15 protein-coding genes are annotated in these 16,627 nt (G+C 70.0%); 8 read left to right on the top strand and 7 right to left on the bottom strand.

The window, feature by feature from the left end; translation table 11 throughout:
* Positions 1-35 precede the first annotated feature (35 nt).
* From RPQ07_RS09760 to RPQ07_RS09740, 5 genes are all read right to left on the bottom strand, one after another.
* On the bottom strand, positions 36-1,631 hold the full coding sequence (locus tag RPQ07_RS09760; protein WP_313943716.1) for an FAD-dependent monooxygenase: 1,596 nt from the start codon (positions 1,629-1,631) through the stop codon (positions 36-38).
* A gap of 229 nt (positions 1,632-1,860) precedes the next feature.
* Positions 1,861-2,766 carry an amino acid ABC transporter permease gene (locus RPQ07_RS09755; RefSeq protein WP_313943715.1) on the bottom strand — a complete coding sequence of 302 codons (906 nt, stop codon included), beginning with the start codon at positions 2,764-2,766 and terminating at the stop codon, positions 1,861-1,863.
* Positions 2,763-3,431 carry an amino acid ABC transporter permease gene (locus tag RPQ07_RS09750; protein ID WP_313943714.1) on the bottom strand — a complete coding sequence of 223 codons (669 nt, stop codon included), beginning with the start codon at positions 3,429-3,431 and terminating at the stop codon, positions 2,763-2,765. Before RPQ07_RS09750 ends, RPQ07_RS09755 begins: the two co-directional genes overlap by 4 nt.
* Before the next feature lie 74 nt (positions 3,432-3,505).
* Complete coding sequence (locus RPQ07_RS09745; RefSeq protein ID WP_313943713.1) at positions 3,506-4,345, bottom strand: glutamate ABC transporter substrate-binding protein; 840 nt, start codon at positions 4,343-4,345, stop codon at positions 3,506-3,508.
* Positions 4,346-4,398: 53 nt separating this feature from the next.
* Complete coding sequence (locus tag RPQ07_RS09740; protein WP_313943712.1) at positions 4,399-5,184, bottom strand: amino acid ABC transporter ATP-binding protein; 786 nt, start codon at positions 5,182-5,184, stop codon at positions 4,399-4,401.
* A 261-nt stretch (positions 5,185-5,445) separates the two neighbouring features.
* Here RPQ07_RS09740 and RPQ07_RS09735 point away from each other — a divergent pair, with 261 nt between their 5' ends.
* Positions 5,446-6,150 carry a response regulator transcription factor gene (locus RPQ07_RS09735; RefSeq protein WP_313943711.1) on the top strand — a complete coding sequence of 235 codons (705 nt, stop codon included), beginning with the start codon at positions 5,446-5,448 and terminating at the stop codon, positions 6,148-6,150.
* 6 nt (positions 6,151-6,156) lie between these two features.
* Positions 6,157-7,542, top strand: a complete 1,386-nt coding sequence (locus RPQ07_RS09730) for a HAMP domain-containing sensor histidine kinase (RefSeq protein ID WP_313943710.1) — start codon at positions 6,157-6,159, stop codon at positions 7,540-7,542.
* A gap of 85 nt (positions 7,543-7,627) precedes the next feature.
* Here RPQ07_RS09730 and RPQ07_RS09725 read toward each other — a convergent pair whose 3' ends face one another.
* Complete coding sequence (locus RPQ07_RS09725; protein ID WP_313943709.1) at positions 7,628-8,623, bottom strand: TAXI family TRAP transporter solute-binding subunit; 996 nt, start codon at positions 8,621-8,623, stop codon at positions 7,628-7,630.
* A 99-nt stretch (positions 8,624-8,722) separates the two neighbouring features.
* Here RPQ07_RS09725 and miaB point away from each other — a divergent pair, with 99 nt between their 5' ends.
* Both miaB and RPQ07_RS09715 read left to right on the top strand, forming a co-directional pair.
* The gene (gene miaB / locus RPQ07_RS09720) at positions 8,723-10,213 is read left to right on the top strand and encodes a tRNA (N6-isopentenyl adenosine(37)-C2)-methylthiotransferase MiaB (protein WP_313943708.1); all 1,491 of its coding nucleotides are present in this window, start codon (positions 8,723-8,725) and stop codon (positions 10,211-10,213) included.
* A 327-nt stretch (positions 10,214-10,540) separates the two neighbouring features.
* Positions 10,541-11,251, top strand: coding sequence for a class III extradiol dioxygenase subunit B-like domain-containing protein (locus tag RPQ07_RS09715; RefSeq protein ID WP_313943707.1), 711 nt, complete (start codon positions 10,541-10,543; stop codon positions 11,249-11,251).
* A gap of 166 nt (positions 11,252-11,417) precedes the next feature.
* On the opposite strand, the gene RPQ07_RS09710 is transcribed toward RPQ07_RS09715, so the two are convergent.
* The gene (locus RPQ07_RS09710; RefSeq protein WP_313943706.1) at positions 11,418-11,723 is read right to left on the bottom strand and encodes a hypothetical protein; all 306 of its coding nucleotides are present in this window, start codon (positions 11,721-11,723) and stop codon (positions 11,418-11,420) included.
* 182 nt (positions 11,724-11,905) lie between these two features.
* Here RPQ07_RS09710 and miaA point away from each other — a divergent pair, with 182 nt between their 5' ends.
* From miaA to RPQ07_RS09690, 4 genes are all read left to right on the top strand, one after another.
* Positions 11,906-12,844 carry a tRNA (adenosine(37)-N6)-dimethylallyltransferase MiaA gene (gene miaA, locus RPQ07_RS09705; protein ID WP_313943704.1) on the top strand — a complete coding sequence of 313 codons (939 nt, stop codon included), beginning with the start codon at positions 11,906-11,908 and terminating at the stop codon, positions 12,842-12,844.
* Between the two features lie 105 nt (positions 12,845-12,949).
* Complete coding sequence (locus RPQ07_RS09700) at positions 12,950-13,390, top strand: hypothetical protein (protein WP_313948836.1); 441 nt, start codon at positions 12,950-12,952, stop codon at positions 13,388-13,390.
* A gap of 76 nt (positions 13,391-13,466) precedes the next feature.
* Positions 13,467-14,390, top strand: a complete 924-nt coding sequence (gene dapF / locus RPQ07_RS09695; RefSeq protein WP_313943703.1) for a diaminopimelate epimerase — start codon at positions 13,467-13,469, stop codon at positions 14,388-14,390.
* Positions 14,391-14,531: 141 nt separating this feature from the next.
* Positions 14,532-16,610 carry a RelA/SpoT family protein gene (locus RPQ07_RS09690; RefSeq protein ID WP_313943702.1) on the top strand — a complete coding sequence of 693 codons (2,079 nt, stop codon included), beginning with the start codon at positions 14,532-14,534 and terminating at the stop codon, positions 16,608-16,610.
* Positions 16,611-16,627: the final 17 nt, after the last annotated feature.

The following is a 16,627-nucleotide window of genomic DNA, read 5'->3' as shown; positions in this document are numbered from 1 at the left end:
CACGTTCCGGAGTACACCACGCGTGTCCGCGACGGTCAATTGATGTCCGCAGTGCGGTCACTGCGCACCGAAGATGGTGGGCCACCTCGCGCCGCGTCCGCCGCCGCGTACAGCTCCGCGGGTCGCACACCCGTGAACGCGGCGACCAGATGCCCGTCCGGCCGCACCAGCAGCACGGTGTGTGCCGAGGCGCCGGGATAGCTCTCCGTCACCAGCAGCTCCGCCCGCACGGGCAGTGCCGTCACCGCCGCCGCCAGGCGCGGCATCACCCCCGCGCTCATCCAGTGCCGTTGGTCCCACACCCCCGTACCCGGTGCGACGAGGACCACGAGCAACTGCCCGCCGCCCAGCCGGTCCCGCAGCCGCGCGCTGGTCCCGTCGGGTGTCGTCACCCGGACGTCGACGACCGGGGCGCCGGCCTCCGTGCCGACGAGGGTCTGCCCAGGGGCGTATTCGGGCGCGAGAGGGGAGTGCGTGTAGACGGGGGGCGCACCGAGCGGGCCCAGCCCCAGATGGCCGTCCATGAGGAGGGCGTCGTGGCCGCGTGCCGCACCGGGAAGGTACGTACGCAGCGCGCTGCTGCCGCGCAGTATCGGCAGTGACTGGTCCGCGGCCCGCAGCCGGGCAGCGACACACGACCGGCGTTCCGCCTGGTAGCTGTCCAGCAGCAGCTCGGACCCACCGTGGTGCCAGACGTGCGCCAGCTTCCAGGCAAGGTTCTCCGCGTCCCTGAGGCCTTCGTCGAGCCCCTGAGTGCCCACGGCACCGAGCAGATGCGCGGCGTCGCCGGCGAGGAAGGCACGGCCCACGCGCCAGCGCCGGGCGAGCCGGTGGTGCAACGTATGGACGCCGGTGTCGATCAGTTCGTACGACGCCGCCCCGCCGGACCAGCCGGCCAGCGTGTCCCGGACCCGTGCGATCAGGGCGTCGGGAGTGACCAGTTCGCCGCGGGCCGGCAGCAGCCAGTCCAACCGCCAGACGTCGTCCGGCAGCGGGCGCGCGGTGATCTCCTCACCGCCCGTCCGCCACGGCGGCAGGCGGTGCAGCAACGCCTCGTCGGGCCAGGGGAGTTCGGCGCGCAGCGTGGCGACCGCGTGGCGCTCCACCGCCGTACGCCCCGGGAAACGGACACCGAGGAGCTTGCGGACCGTCGACCGGGCGCCGTCGCACCCCACGAGATGGCTCCCGCGCCACCACGTCGCCTCCGGGCCGCGAGTGTGGACGCTGACCCCGTCGTCGTCCTGCTCCAGCGAATCCACATGGCTCTCGGTCACGAGATTGATCAGCGGCTGGGCGGCGACGGCGTCGCGCAGCCCGCGGGCCAGGGCGTGCTGAGGGATGTGCAGCGGTGAGGGAGCAAGGTCGTCCCCCAGCGCGACCACGCGCACGTCCTGCTTCCGTCGCATCGTGCGCCAGCCGGCCCAGCGGGCTCCTTCGTCACGAAGAGTGGTGCATCCGAGCCGCTCCATCATGGACGCGACATCGGGGCGCAGCACGACCGTGCGTGCGGGGCGGGGCTCCTCCTTGCCGACGCTGTCGTCGAGCAGGACAGAAGGGACACCTCGCTGGGCAAGGGCCACGGAGAGCGCCAGCCCCACGGGACCCGCGCCGACGATGATCACCGGGTCCACGGCGTGACTCCTCGGGCCCGGAGGGACGTGCGGAGAGGTGCGGTAGGAGCCCGGTGCGCGATCACAGAACGTATGCAACCTATTGCGCGTGCCCGCGTCAAGCGACCACGGTACGCAACGGAGGGCCCTGCGTTTTGCGGGCACTCGTGTGACGCGCCACCGGAACGCGGTGAGGGGGCGGCAGCCCATGGCCGCCGCCCCCTCACCGGTCGTACATCTCGATGAGCCGTCAGGTGGTGCTGCCGTCACCGGTCCTGATGCCTGGCTCCGCGACGGGCTCCTCGGCACCGGCCAGGTCGGCGGCGAGCACCGCCCCCGTGCTCTTCTTCGCACGGCGCAGCCTGCGCTCCAGCCACGACGCGAAGGTCGTGAGGATCAGGTTGAGGACGATGTAGATCAGCGCGACGACGATGAAGCTGGGAATGACGTTCGCGTAGTTCGCGGCGAGGGTGCCGCGGGCGTTCAGCAGTTCCGTGAAGGCCAGGATCGCGCCGCCGAGAGCGGTGTCCTTGACGATGACGACGAGCTGGCTGACCAGCGCGGGGAGCATCGCGGTCACGGACTGCGGCAGCAGAATGCTGGTCATCGTCTGACCCTTGCGCAGACCGATGGCCTTGGCGGCCTCCGTCTGGCCCTTGGGCAGCGACAGGATGCCGGCCCGAACGACCTCGGCGAGCACCGAGGCGTTGTACAGGACGAGGCCGGTGACCACGGCGTACAGCGGACGCAGGTCACTGCTGATGCCGGAGGAGTTCGCGTACAGCTGGTTCGCGAACAGCATCAGGAGAAGGACCGGGATCGCGCGGAAGAACTCCACGACGACCGAGGCCGGAACCCTGATCCAGCGGTGGTCCGACATCCGGGCGATGCCGAAGATCGCGCCCAGGGGCAGGGCGATGACCATCGCGAGCGCAGCGGCCTTCAGCGTGTTCCCGAGGCCGGGCAGCAGATAGGTCGTCCAGGCCTGTGCCTCGGTGAACGGCTTCCACAGGGACCATTCGAGCTGTCCCTTGTCCGACATCACGCTGAAGATCCACCAGCACAGCAGCGCAAGCACTGCCAGGAATCCGGCGGTGTAGACGATGTTGCGGCGCTTGGCGCGGGGGCCGGGAGCGTCGTAGAGGACCGACGTCATCGCTTCACCGCCACGCGCTTGCCGACCCAGCCGAGGAGGAGGCCGGTGGGGAGAGTCAGAACGACGAACCCGAAGGCGAAGACGGCCGAGATGAGCACCAACTGCGCTTCGTTCTCGATCATCTCCTTCATCAGCAGGGCCGCTTCCGCCACACCGATGGCCGCTGCGACCGTGGTGTTCTTCGTCAGGGCGATCAGCACGTTGGTGAGCGGGCCGACCACCGAGCGGAACGCCTGCGGGAGAACGACACTCATGAGCACCTGGGTGAAGCTGAGCCCGATGGCCCGCGCCGCCTCCGCCTGGCCGACCGGCACCGTGTTGATGCCCGACCGCACGGCCTCGCAGACGAACGCCGCGGTGTACGCCGACAGTCCGAGGACGGACAGCCTGAACGCCAGGGTGTCGAAGTCGTCCGCCACGCCCAGTGTCATGCCGAAGACATCGGCGAGACCGAGCGAGGAGAAGACGATGATGACGGTCAGCGGAATGTTCCGGACCAGGTTCACGTAGACCGTGCCGAAGGCACGCATCAGAGGAACAGGGCTCACCCGCATCGCGGCAAGAATGGTGCCCAGTACCAAGGAGCCGATTCCGGAGAAGACGGTGAGCTGCACCGTCACCCAGAACGCTCCGAGCAAGTCGTAACCTTCAAGAAAGTCGAACACTGTCTCCCGCGCTTCCGCGTGTAGGAGGGCGCGGCACGCCGCCGTCAGTGGCGGCGTGCCGGGTCAGCCCTGCTTCACTTGACGATGTTGCCGATCTTCGGGGCGGGCTCGTTCTTGTAGTTGGCCGGACCGAAGTTGTCCGTCACGGCCTTGTCCCAGGCCTTGTCCTTGACCATCTTCTCGAGCGCGGCGTTGATCTTGTCGACCATCGCCTTGTCGCCCTTCTTGACGCCGATGCCGTAGTTCTCGTTGCTCAGCTTCAGACCGGCGAGCTTGAACTTGCCCTTGTACTGGTCCTGCGCGGCGAAGCCGGCGAGGATCGAGTCGTCCGTGGTCAGCGCGTCGACGGCGCCGCTCTGGAGGGCGCTGAGGCACTCGGAGTAGGTGCCGACCTGCTTCAGCTGGGCCTTCGGCGCGAAGTCCTTCTTCACGTTCTGGGCGGACGTGGAGCCGGTGACCGAGCAGAGCTTCTTGCCGTTGAGGTCATCGCCCTTGGCGACGTTGTCGTCCGACCGGATCAGCAGGTCCTGGTGGGCGAGCAAGTAGGGGCCGGCGAAGTCGACCTTCTGCGCGCGCTCGTCGTTGATCGAGTACGTGGCGGCGATGAAGTCCACGTCGCCGCGGGCCAGCGCGGTCTCGCGGTCGGCGCTCTTCGTCTCCTTGAACTCGACGTCGCCCGGGGCGTAGCCGAGCTCCTTGGCGACGTAGTTGGCGACGTCCACGTCGAAGCCGGTGAACTTGCCGTCAGGCGTCTTCAGGCCGAGGCCCGGCTGGTCGTACTTGATACCGACGGTGATCTTCTTGCCGCCCGAGTCGCCCGAGCCGCTGTCCTTGTCGTCCGAGCCGCAGGCAGTGGCGGTCAGGGCAAGCGCGAACACGGTGGCCGAAGCGGCGGTGACCTTGCGAAGCTTCATGATGATTTCCCTAGAGTTGACGCGAAGTGATGCGGATCGGGGGGATCCAGGACTCAGTGGTGAAGGATCTTCGACAGGAAGTCCTTGGCCCGGTCGCTGCGCGGGTTGCTGAAGAACTCCTCGGGGGTGGCCTCTTCGACGATCTTGCCATCTGCCATGAACACGACCCGGTTGGCGGCGGACCGGGCGAAGCCCATCTCGTGGGTGACGACCACCATCGTCATTCCGTCACGGGCCAACTGCTGCATGACCTCGAGGACCTCGTTGATCATCTCGGGGTCGAGGGCCGAGGTCGGCTCGTCGAACAGCATGACCTTGGGGTCCATCGCCAGTGCCCGCGCGATCGCGACGCGCTGCTGCTGGCCGCCCGAGAGCTGGGCGGGGTACTTGTCGGCCTGGGCGCTGACGCCCACACGGTCGAGAAGTGCTCGCGCCTTCTCCTCGGCGGCCTTCTTGTCCGTCTTGCGCACCTTGACCTGGCCCAGAGTCACGTTCTCCAGGACGGTCTTGTGCGCGAAGAGGTTGAACGACTGGAAGACCATGCCGACATCGGCACGCAGCCGGGCCAGCTCCTTGCCCTCCTGGGGCAGCGGCTTGCCGTCGATCGAGATCGCTCCGGAGTCGATCGTCTCCAGACGGTTGACGGTGCGGCACAGCGTGGACTTACCGGACCCGGACGGTCCGATCACCACGACGACCTCGCCGCGAGTGATCGTCAGGTCGATGTCCTGGAGCACATGCAACGCGCCGAAGTGCTTGTTCACGTTGCTCAGCACGACCAGGTCGCCCGCTGCGGGTACGGCGTCGTCGGCGCCCTTGGTCACTGACACTCCGCTCATCGGCTTCTAGCTCCGTCCTCCTCGGTTGGAAGGACCTTAGTCACGCACCGCGACCAGCGTCATTACATCTGAGCTGAAATTGAGCATAACGATCCGGCTGCAAACGGACACTATGTGTGAACGCGCTGACGCAGGGCGTACGGTCGGCGTACCGGGTGGATAACGGAAAGCGTCGGGAGTGGGAAAGTCTCTTGACTGTCCGCCCGGGAATCGGCCTTGATGCCCTGGTACGCCGGAAGACCGCACGACCGAAGGGGGGCCATGAGGCTGCTGCTCGTCGAGGACGACGACCATGTCGCCGCCGCCCTGTCCGCGGTGCTCGCCCGGCACGGTTTCGACGTCGTGCACGCTCGCAACGGCGAGCAGGCCCTGCACGCGGTGCTGCCGGCGACGCACCCCGACAAGCCGCCGTTCGGCGTCGTCCTGCTCGACCTGGGGCTGCCCGACCAGGACGGCTACCAAGTGTGCGGAAAACTCCGGAAGATCACGTCGACCCCGGTGATCATGGTGACCGCACGCGCCGATGTGCGCTCCCGGATCCACGGCCTCAACCTCGGCGCCGACGACTATGTCGTCAAGCCGTACGACACCGGCGAACTGCTGGCCCGTATCCACGCCGTCAGCCGGCGCAAGTCGGGAGGCGACGAACCGGCGGTGGTCGTGGGTGACGAGGCGCTGCGGCTCGGTGCCGTGACCATCGAGCTGCCCACCCGGCGCGTCAGCGTCGACGGCGCCCCGGTACAGCTCACCCGCAAGGAGTTCGACCTGTTGGCGCTGCTCGCCCAGCGGCCCGGTGTCGTCTTCCGCCGGGAACAGATCATCAGCGAGGTCTGGCGCACCAGTTGGGAAGGCACCGGCCGCACGCTCGAGGTGCACGTCGCCTCCCTGCGCTCCAAGCTCCGGATGCCCGCACTGATCGAGACCGTGCGTGGCGTCGGCTACCGCCTGGTCGCCCCGGCCGTGTAACTCCCTGTGCGTACCCGACTTCTTCCGCTCCTCATCGTCCTCATGGCGGGCGTGCTGCTCGCGCTCGGCTTTCCGCTCGCGGTGAGCGTCGCGGCGGCGGAGCAGCAGCGGGTGGTCGTGGACCGTATCGACGACACGGTGCGCTTCGCGGCGCTCGCGCAGTTCGTCACCGATCCTTCCAGCCTGGACGAGCGGCGCTCCACGCTCCAGGAGCAGCTCCGCCGCTACCACGCCACGTACGGCATCAAGGCCGCCGTCTTCTACCGTGACGGCGATGCCTTGGCCCGCGCGCCCGAGGACTGGTCCGTGCCGACGGACGGCGAGGGCCGCGAGGCCTTCAGGGACGCCCTGTCGGGCCGCCGCAGCCAGGACCCGCCGCAGGTGTGGCCGTGGCAGCAGGGCGGCCGTCTCGTCGTCGCCTCGCCCGTCGTACGGGACGGGGACGTCGTCGCGGTCGTCTTCACCGACTCACCCACCAGCCAGCTGCGCTCGCGAGTGCTGCGCGGCTGGCTGTTGATCATCGCCGGCGAGAGCGCGGCCATGCTGGTCGCCGTCGGCGCGGCCATCCGTCTGACCGGGTGGGTGCTGCGGCCGGTCCGCGTCCTCGACGCCGCCACGCACGACATCGCGACGGGCCGGATGAAGTCGCGGGTCGCCGCGGCCGGCGGGCCGCCCGAGCTCAGACGGCTGGCCGGCTCGTTCAACGAGATGGCGGACAACGTCGAGCAAGTGCTGGAACAGCAGCGCGCGTTCGTCGCCGACGCCTCCCACCAACTGCGCAACCCCCTGGCCGCGCTGCTGCTGCGTATCGAACTCCTCGCCCTCGAACTGCCCGAAGGCAACGAGGAGATCGCCTCCGTCCGTACCGAGGGGAAGCGTCTCGCCCAGGTCCTCGACGATCTGCTGGACCTGGCGCTGGCCGAGCACGCCGCCGCGGATCTGCAGCTCACCGACATCGGTGAGCTGGCGGCAGAACGCGTCGCCGCCTGGCGTCCGCTCGCCGAGGAGAAGGGCATCCGGCTCGTCGAGCACCGGGCCGCGGTCACCGCCTGGGTCGACCCGATCGCCCTGTCCAGCGCCCTGGACGCGGTGATCGACAACGCCCTGAAGTTCACGCCGGCGGGTGAGGAGGTCACGGTGACGGTCGCCTCCAACGGCGAGAGGTCCACCATCGTGATCACCGACTGCGGACCCGGCCTGACCGACGAGGAGCTCACGCGCGTCGGCGACCGCTTCTGGCGCAGCGGCCGCCACCAGAACGTCAAGGGCTCGGGCCTCGGACTGTCCATCTCGCGTGCCCTGCTGTCGGCGGGCGGCGGTCGGATCTCCTACGCGCACCATGATCCGCGCGGACTTGTGGTGACGGTGAGTGTGCCGCGCACGTCTCCGTGAGGGATGCCGCGAGCGGCCGGTCCTGGCGGGGCTCAGGGTGTGGGGGAGCCGCAGCCGCTCTCGCGTGAAGCGGAGCCGTACTCGCTCAGGGCTTCGAGGAGCTGTAGTAGCGCCGGGCGCCCTCGTGCAGTGGCAGCGGGTCGGTGTAGACCGCGGTCCGCAGATCCACCAGCTGGGCGGGATGGACGGTGTTGCCGATCCGGTCGCGGCTCCTGATCACCGTACGGGTGAACCCCTCCACCATTGCCGGGTCGATCCGGTCGGTCGTCACCAGCAGGTTCGCCACCGCCATCGTCGGTACGGTCGCCCCGCTCTGCGCCTCGAGGTAGGCGTCGGGCGGCATGATGGCCGAGCGGTAGTAGTTCGCCGCGCTGGCGACGTGCAGTTTCTCCACCAGTTCCGACTCCAGCGGCACGAGCCGGATCTGGTAGCGCTCCGACAGCTTCTGCACGGTGCTGGTGGGCAGACCGCCCGACCAGAAGAAGGCGTCGAGCTTTCCGCGCTCCAGCTGCGACGGCATGGTGTCGATGCCGGCAGGCACGGCCGTGATGTCGCTCTTGGGATCGATGCCCGCGGCGGTCAGCAGCCGCTCGGCGACCAGACGCACTCCTGACCCCACCTGGCCCACGCCGACCTTTCTGCCGCGCAGGTCCTCGATATTGAACACCGGCGAGTTCCGGGGCACCACGAGCTGGACATAGTCGTCGTACAGGCGCGCACAGCCCCGCAGCCGCTCCGCGCCCGCCTTGTTCTCGCGCTTGTACTTCGCGACGGCATCGGCGGTGGCGATGGTGAAGTCGGCCTCGCCGGAGGCCACCCGCGCCAGATTCTCCTGCGACCCCTCGCTGAGCCGCAGATCTATGTCGACGTCCGGCAGGTCCTTGGCGAGCGCGTCCTTCAGCAGCACGCCGTATCGCTGGTAGACACCGCTCTGCGAGCCCGTACTGAACGTGATCGAGCCCTCGGGCGAGGTACTGCCGAAGGGCAGCAGCCACCAGAGCAGCAGTCCCACCACCGCGAGCGCGGTGGCCGACGTCTGCAGAGCACGACGACGGCTGACACGGGACAAGGGCTGGAGCATGCTGGCGATCCTGCCAGCTCACTCCCTGTGATGGCCAGGCCCTGCCTCGTGGAAGGCCGGGGCGGAGGGCCGGTGCCACCCCGTACCCTGGTTGGCGCGATGAGTGCGAAAACTTACGAGGTGCGCACCTACGGGTGCCAGATGAACGTCCACGACTCCGAGCGCCTGTCGGGCCTGCTGGAGGGTGCCGGATACGTCCGTGCGCCCGAGGGGGCCGACGGTGACGCCGATGTCGTCGTCTTCAACACCTGCGCGGTGCGGGAGAACGCGGACAACAAGCTGTACGGCAATCTCGGCCGGCTCGCCCCGATGAAGACCAAGCGGCCCGGCATGCAGATCGCCGTCGGAGGCTGCCTGGCCCAGAAGGACCGCGACACGATCGTCACCAGAGCGCCCTGGGTCGACGTCGTCTTCGGTACGCACAACATCGGCAAGCTGCCCGTCCTGCTGGAGCGCGCCCGCGTCCAGGAAGAGGCGCAGGTCGAGATCGCCGAGTCGCTCGAGGCCTTCCCCTCGACGCTGCCGACCCGCCGCGAGTCGGCGTACGCGGCCTGGGTCTCGATCTCCGTCGGCTGCAACAACACGTGCACCTTCTGCATCGTCCCCGCGCTCCGCGGCAAGGAAAAGGACCGCCGGCCGGGCGACATCCTCGCCGAGATCGAGGCACTCGTCGCCGAGGGCGTCTCCGAGATCACCCTGCTCGGCCAGAACGTCAACGCGTACGGCTCCGACATCGGCGATCGTGAGGCGTTCAGCAAGCTGCTGCGCGCCTGCGGTGCGATCGAGGGTCTCGAGCGCGTGCGCTTCACCTCGCCGCACCCGCGCGACTTCACGGACGATGTCATCGCGGCCATGGCCGAGACCCCGAACGTGATGCCGCAGCTGCACATGCCGCTGCAGTCCGGTTCGGACACCGTGCTCAAGGCCATGCGTCGCTCGTACCGGCAGGAGCGTTTCCTCGGGATCATCGAGAAGGTGCGCACCGCGATCCCGCACGCCGCCATCTCCACCGACATCATCGTGGGCTTCCCCGGCGAGACCGACGAGGACTTCGAGCAGACGATGCACACGGTGCGCGAGGCACGTTTCGCGAACGCCTTCACCTTCCAGTACTCCAAGCGCCCCGGCACTCCGGCCGCCACCATGGACGGCCAGATCCCCAAGGAGGTCGTGCAGGCGCGCTACGAGCGTCTGGTCGCCCTCCAGGAGGAGATCTCCTGGGCGGAGAACAAGAAGCAGGTCGGCCGGGTCCTCGACGTCATGGTCGCCGAGGGTGAGGGCCGCAAGGACGGTGCCACCCACCGTCTGTCGGGCCGTGCGCCCGACAACCGCCTGGTGCACTTCACCAAGCCGGACGAGGCGGTACGGCCGGGCGACGTGGTGACGGTCGAGATCACCTACGCGGCGCCGCACCATCTGCTCGCGGAGGGCCGGGCCACGTCGGTGCGCCGCACCCGCGCGGGCGACGCCTGGGAGAAGCGCAATGCCACGCAGGCGGCGCAGCCCGCGGGCGTGATGCTGGGTCTGCCGAAGATCGGCGTCCCGGAGCCGCTTCCGGCGGCCGCGGCACCGGGCTGCGGCTGCGACTAGGTCCTGTCCGGGCGGTCTTCGAGGATCAGCCTGTGGCGTCGGATGCGGTGCATCGCACGGCGGTGGGGGCACCCCCGCCGGAGGCTGGGGGAGATGGTCGTACTGGTCGTACTCGGGCGACTCAGGCAACACAGCGTGGGGGCATCTCCCGTGCCCGAAGGGCTACGGGGGAGTGCCGTAGCTGTCGTCACAGGCCCGACAAGATCGCCCGGACAGGGCCCAGGACCGGGTCCGGACGGGGCCTGAGCGACTGGACGCCGCCAGGCCCTCCGCGGGGCTTTCGACCGACCGCGCCGCGGCTTGCCCGGGCGGACTAGGCTGCCGATCATGCTTGTCGCCGCCGCCGTGTGCCCCAGTCCGCCGCTGCTCGTGCCCGAGGTCGCCGCGGGGGCCGCGCCCGAACTCGACGTGGCGCGCACCGCGTGCGCGGATGCCCTCGGGGTGCTCGCCGCCGCCCGCCCCGATCTGCTGGTCGTGGTCGGGCCCACCGGTGAGAGCGACAGCGGTCCGTATGCCGCCGGGGCGCCCGGTTCCTTCCGTGGCTTCGGCGTGGACGTCGATGTCCGCCTCGGCGACGACCGGGCTCAGACGCTGGACCGGATCCTGCCGCTGCCTCTCGCGGTCGGTGCCTGGCTGCTCGACCGCGCCCAGTGGTCGGGCCCGGTGGAGGGCCTCGGTGTCGGCGAGGACCTCTCTGCCGAACGCTGCGCCGAGACGGGGCGGGAGCTCGGTGCCCGGGCCGGGCGGGTCGCTCTGCTGGTGATGGGCGACGGCAGCGCCTGCCGCACGCTCAAGGCACCGGGATACCTGGACGAGCGTGCCGCGGACTTCGACGCACTCGCCGCGCGTGCGCTCGGCGACGCCGATGTCGAGGCGCTGAAGGCGCTGGACGAGTCCCTGGCGCACGAACTCAAGGCGGCGGGCCGGGCCCCGTGGCAGGTTCTCGCCGGGGCGGCCGAGGGCGCCGATCCGGAGGGCCGGCTGCTGTACGACGACGCTCCGTACGGCGTCGGCTACTTCGTGGCCACCTGGTCCTAGACCGGCCACCTGGTCCTGGACCGGCCCCCGGCCCTGGACCGGTAGTGGTGCGCTCCCGGGCCCGTCGACTCAACGGCGGACGGCCGCGGACATGTCGTTCCGCGGCCGTCCGCCGTTCAGTACCGCCGGCCCGGAGAGCAGGCGGTTTGGTGGCTGCCGAGCAACCTCAGGTGCGCGCGCTCTCGCCCGCTGTCGTCTCCGCCGCCTCCTCGGCCGACTGCTGCTTCGGGATCTCCACGACGTCGGCGCTGGGGGCCTCCGCGGCCTCCGGCTCGTCGGACGTGGCGGCCTCCGGCGTCACCGGGGACGCCTCCGCCTCGGGGGCGGCCTCGCGGGCGGTCTCCGAGGCCGCGTCGGAGACTGCTTCGGCAGCGCCATCGGCCGGGTCCTCCGCCGTCACCGGCGCGGCGTTCGTCTCCTCGGACGGCGCCTCGGGTGTCGCCTTACGGCGGAAACGTGAAAAAACGCCCATATCTACTCCAAAACCTACTCGTGTGGGCGAAGTTCCGTACCGCCCGGAGCGTCTCCTTGCGCCGCCCGCGGGCACCGGTCGGTAAACCGGCGTTCGGAACCTCGCAACAGGCAACGAACCCCCGGCCGTACCGTCACCTCGCTCGTTCGGGGACTCCTCCGCATGTTTGCGAAACTGGGTCGGTGAGAACTGCAGCTCCCGCACCGCGGGTCATCGCCGTCGTCGGTCCCACCGCGGCCGGAAAGTCCGATCTGGGTGTCTTTCTCGCCCAGCAGCTCGGGGGCGAGGTCGTCAACTCCGACTCCATGCAGCTCTACCGGGGGATGGACATCGGCACCGCCAAACTGACGCCCGGCGAGCGCGGCGGCGTCCCGCACCATCTCCTCGACATCTGGGACGTCACCGAGGCCGCGAGCGTCGCCGAGTACCAGAGGCTGGCCCGCGCGGAGATCGACCGGCTGCTCGCCGCGGGCCGCACCCCGGTTCTCGTCGGCGGTTCCGGGCTGTACGTACGCGGTGCCATCGACGCCCTCGAATTCCCCGGCACCGACCCGGCGATCCGCGCCCGCCTGGAGGACGAACTCGCCGAGCTCGGCCCCGGCGCTCTGCACGACCGGCTCGCCGCCGCCGATCCCGGCGCGGGCAAGGCGATCCTCCCCAGCAACGGCCGCCGTATCGTCCGAGCACTCGAAGTGATCGAGATCACCGGCCGGCCCTTCACCGCCAATCTGCCCGGCCATGACGCCGTCTACGACACCGTGCAGATCGGCGTCGACGTCGAGCGGCCCGAGCTCGACGAACGCATCGCGCTGCGTGTCGACCGGATGTGGGAGGCGGGGCTCGTCGACGAGGTGCGCGCCCTGGAGGCGCTGGGACTGCGGGAGGGGCGCACGGCCTCACGCGCGCTCGGCTACCAGCAGGTCCTCACGGCGCTCGCGGGGGAGTGCACCGAGCAGGAGGCGCGCGCGGAGACCGTACGCGCTACCAAACGCTTCGCGCGCCGTCAGGATTCGTGGTTCCGCAGGGACCCGCGTGTGCACTGGCTGAGCGGGGCTGCCGCCCACCGGGAGGAACTTCCGCATCAGGCGCTGACGTTGGTCGAACGAGCGGTCACAGCCTGATCACGTGATGGCATCGGGACGCCCTGCCCGTCATTTCGGCGCCCCGGACCGTGCCATCATCGAGCATCGATCGACGGTGAGTCCGAGTTGGGAGGGCGCGTGGCGATGGAGGCCGGCCCTCATGACACAGAGCAACAACCGCTGGGCGCGACGGACAGCGCGTCCCGGTTGAGCCCTGACGGACCCGACGAGCAGGACGTTCTCGCGGACGAGGTCGAGGTCGAACTCCGGCCGCCGCGCCGGCTGCGGATCTGGCAGCTCGCCCCCATCGTGATGCTCGCCGCCCTCGGCTCGCTGATGTTCGCCTTCCCCCTCGCCTTCGGCACCGGGGACGGCGGCGCGGTCGTCGCCATGCTGGGCCTCCTGATCAGCTGCTGCGCCGCGGGCTGGGGCGTCATGGCCGCCCGCCGGGTCGGCCACATCTGGCCCGGACTGCCGCCCCGCGGCTCCGGCGAACGTCCCGACTGGCGTGTCATCGCCCTCTACGTCGGCGTGGGCGTCGTGATCGTCACGCTCGCCGTCTGGCGCGTGGCCCGCCTCCGCTGACTCCTGCCGCGGCGCACCCCTCGGTCGCGCCGGGGAGTCCGCCTCGGATCACCCGTTGTCGCACCATCCTCGTACGATGGACGGCGTGAGCACCTCGCAGACCTCGGCGGTCCCCTTCCTCAAGGGTCACGGGACCGAGAACGACTTCGTGATCGTCCCCGACCCGGACAACGTCATCGACCTGCCCGCGCCCGTCGTCGGGCGGCTGTGCGACCGCCGGGCCGGCATCGGCGGCGACGGGCTGCTGCACGTCGTGCGCTCCGCGGCCCATCCCGAGGCGCGGGCCATGGCGGACGAGGCCGCATGGTTCATGGACTACCGCAATGCCGACGGGTCCATTGCCGAGATGTGCGGCAACGGCGTACGCGTCTTCGCCCGCTACCTCCAGCGGGCGGGCCATGTCGAGTCCGGCGATCTCGCCTTGGCCACCCGCGGCGGCGTCAAGACCGTGCACATCGCGAAGGGCGCACCCGGCAGCGGAGCCGACGCGGGTGACATCACCGTGTCGATGGGCCGGGCGGCCCTGCCCGGACAGTCCGTCACCGTCACGGTGCAGGACCACAGTTGGCCCACACAGAACGTGAACATGGGCAATCCGCACGCCGTCGCCTTCGTCGAGCACCTCGACGACGCGGGCACCCTGTACACCGAACCGTCCTTCTCCCCGGTGGCCGTCTACCCGGACGGGGTGAACGTCGAGTTCGTCGTCGACCGCGGTGAACGCCATGTCGCCATGCGGGTGCACGAACGCGGCTCCGGCGAGACCCGCTCCTGCGGCACCGGTGCCTGCGCCGTCGCCGTCGCGGCGGCCCGCAGGGACGGCATCGACCCCGCGGCCACCGGTGTCCCCGTGACGTACACCGTGGATCTGCCGGGCGGACGGCTGGTGATCACGGAGCGTCCCGACGGAGAGGTCGAGATGACCGGGCCCGCTGTGATCGTCGCCGAGGGGTACATCGAGTCCGGTCTCCTCGCACAGACCGAAACCCCGCTCGGATAGAGCTTCGCTCGAATGGGTGATCCGGTTCACGCTCAGCGAGAGCCGGACTGCGCCACGTGGTGGGCTCGGTAGCATCAAGCACCGGCCCGGAGGGCACGCCTGCTCTTCCACCGCCGGTCGATTGTTGCCGGAGGTGCCCCCATGAGTGCAGAGGCCGCCAACCCTGGTGCCCACAGCCGCAGACGCGGCCGTCCCAGGATCGACCTCCGCCGGCTGGGGCGTGCCGCGCTCCTCGGACCCGCCGGGCGTGACCGGCTGCCCGACGCCATCGGGCATGTCGCCGAAGCGCACCGCGCCCACCACCCCGACGCCGACCTCGCCATCCTGCACAAGGCGTACGTCCTGGCGGAGACGTCGCACCGCGGACAGTTCCGCAAGAGCGGCGAGCCCTACATCACCCATCCGCTCGCGGTCACGCTGATCCTCGCCGAACTGGGCGCCGAGACCACGACGTTGACGGCGTCTCTGCTCCACGACACCGTCGAGGACACCGATGTGACGCTGGAGCAGGTGAAGGCGGAGTTCGGCGCCGAAGTCGCCTATCTCGTCGACGGAGTCACCAAGCTGGAGAAGGTCGACTACGGCGCCGCCGCCGAACCCGAGACCTTCCGGAAAATGCTCGTCGCCACCGGCAACGACGTCCGCGTCATGTCCATCAAGCTCGCGGACCGGTTGCACAACATGCGCACGCTCGGCGTGATGCGCCCCGAGAAACAGGCCCGCATCGCCAAGGTCACCCGCGACGTCCTCATCCCGCTCGCCGAACGGCTCGGCGTCCAGGCGCTCAAGACCGAGCTGGAAGACCTCGTCTTCGCCATCCTTCACCCGGAGGAGTACGAGCAGACCCGCGCCTTGATCGCCGAGAACACCGCCGCCGGAGAGCTGCTCGATGCCATGGCGGAGCGATTCGGCGCGGTGCTGCGGGAGGCGGACATCACCGCCGAAGTCCTCATCAGGCCGCGGCACTTCGTCTCCGTTCACCGCGTCAGCCTCAAGCGCGGCGATCTGCGCGGCACGGACTTCGGACGCCTGCTGGTCCTCGTCGGCGAGGATGCCGACTGCTACGCGGTCCTCGGCGAACTGCACACCTGCTTCACGCCGGTGATCTCCGAGTTCAAGGACTTCATCGCCGCCCCCAAGTTCAACCTGTACCAGTCGCTGCACACCGCCGTCGCGGGCCCGGACGGTGCGGTCGCCGAAGTCCTCATCCGTACGCACCAGATGCACAAGGTCGCCGAGGCCGGCGTCATCGCGCTCGGCAATCCGTACGTACCCCTGGAAGGTGCGGAACCGGCCGACGGCGAGCGCGCCGACCCCACCCGGCCGGGCTGGCTCTCGCGGCTGCTGGAGTGGCAGGAGTCCACGCCGGACCCCGACACCTTCTGGACGTCGCTGCACGCCGATCTGGCGCAGGACCGCGAGATCACGGTCTTCCGTGCCGACGGGCGGATGCTCGGTCTGCCCGCAGGCGCGAGCTGCGTCGACGCCGCCTACGCGCAGTACGGCGACGAGGCCCACGCCTGCATCGGCGCGCGCGTCAACGGCCGTCTGGCGACGCTGAGTACGGTGCTCAGCGACGGCGACACGGTGCATCTGCTGCTTGCCCACGACTCCGCATCGGGGCCCTCGCCGGAATGGCTCGACCACGCCCGCACGCCCGCGGCGCGCATCGCCATCACCACCTGGCTCCAGGCCAACCCCGAAGAGACCAAGGACGCGGCGGCGGCGCCCCGCCGGCCCGTACCCGTCACCACCGAGCGGCCCGCCGACGCGAACGCGGTCGTCGATCTGCCCGACGCGACCGTACGGCTCGCCGGCTGTTGTACACCCGTACCGCCCGACGCCGTCACCGGCTTCGCCGTACGCGGCGGAGTGGTGACCGTCCATCGCGAGGAGTGTTCCGCCGTCGCGCGGATGAGGTCCCTGGAGCGCGAGCCGATCAAGGTCAGCTGGGGCGACGCCGCCGCATGCCGGGTCACCCTGGTCGCCGAGTCCTTCGGCCGTCCCCGGCTCCTCGCCGATCTCACCGAGGCCATCGCCACCGAGGGCGCCGCCATCGTCTCCGCGACCGTCGAGCCGCCGAGCCAGTCGCGCGTCCGCCACACCTACACCCTGCAACTCCCCGACGCGGCCGGGCTTCCCGCCCTGATGCGCGCCATGCGCGATGTGCCGGGGGTGTACGACGTGAGCCGCACCCAGCATCCGGCGGCCACCACCTGACCTCGTTCGGGTGGCGC

The organism is Streptomyces sp. AM8-1-1 (genome assembly GCF_032229325.1).
GTDB lineage: Bacteria > Actinomycetota > Actinomycetes > Streptomycetales > Streptomycetaceae > Streptomyces > Streptomyces achmelvichensis.
The sequence above is the reverse complement of the archived record's forward strand: the minus strand, read 5'-3'. Positions and strand labels throughout refer to the sequence as shown.

What these genes read in the sequence shown, in the direction of transcription:
- RPQ07_RS09725 (WP_313943709.1), bottom strand. Translation starts at nt 8,623, where the DNA reads ATGCTCCAGCCCTTGTCCCGTGTCAGCCGTCGTCGTGCTCTGCAGACG.
- RPQ07_RS09755 (WP_313943715.1), bottom strand. Translation starts at nt 2,766, where the DNA reads ATGACGTCGGTCCTCTACGACGCTCCCGGCCCCCGCGCCAAGCGCCGC.
- dapF (WP_313943703.1), top strand. Translation starts at nt 13,467, where the DNA reads ATGGACGGCGTGAGCACCTCGCAGACCTCGGCGGTCCCCTTCCTCAAG.
- RPQ07_RS09715 (WP_313943707.1), top strand. Translation starts at nt 10,541, where the DNA reads ATGCTTGTCGCCGCCGCCGTGTGCCCCAGTCCGCCGCTGCTCGTGCCC.
- RPQ07_RS09745 (WP_313943713.1), bottom strand. Translation starts at nt 4,345, where the DNA reads ATGAAGCTTCGCAAGGTCACCGCCGCTTCGGCCACCGTGTTCGCGCTT.
- RPQ07_RS09700 (WP_313948836.1), top strand. Translation starts at nt 12,950, where the DNA reads ATGGAGGCCGGCCCTCATGACACAGAGCAACAACCGCTGGGCGCGACG.
- miaB (WP_313943708.1), top strand. Translation starts at nt 8,723, where the DNA reads ATGAGTGCGAAAACTTACGAGGTGCGCACCTACGGGTGCCAGATGAAC.
- RPQ07_RS09735 (WP_313943711.1), top strand. Translation starts at nt 5,446, where the DNA reads ATGAGGCTGCTGCTCGTCGAGGACGACGACCATGTCGCCGCCGCCCTG.
- RPQ07_RS09740 (WP_313943712.1), bottom strand. Translation starts at nt 5,184, where the DNA reads ATGAGCGGAGTGTCAGTGACCAAGGGCGCCGACGACGCCGTACCCGCA.
- RPQ07_RS09690 (WP_313943702.1), top strand. Translation starts at nt 14,532, where the DNA reads ATGAGTGCAGAGGCCGCCAACCCTGGTGCCCACAGCCGCAGACGCGGC.
- RPQ07_RS09710 (WP_313943706.1), bottom strand. Translation starts at nt 11,723, where the DNA reads ATGGGCGTTTTTTCACGTTTCCGCCGTAAGGCGACACCCGAGGCGCCG.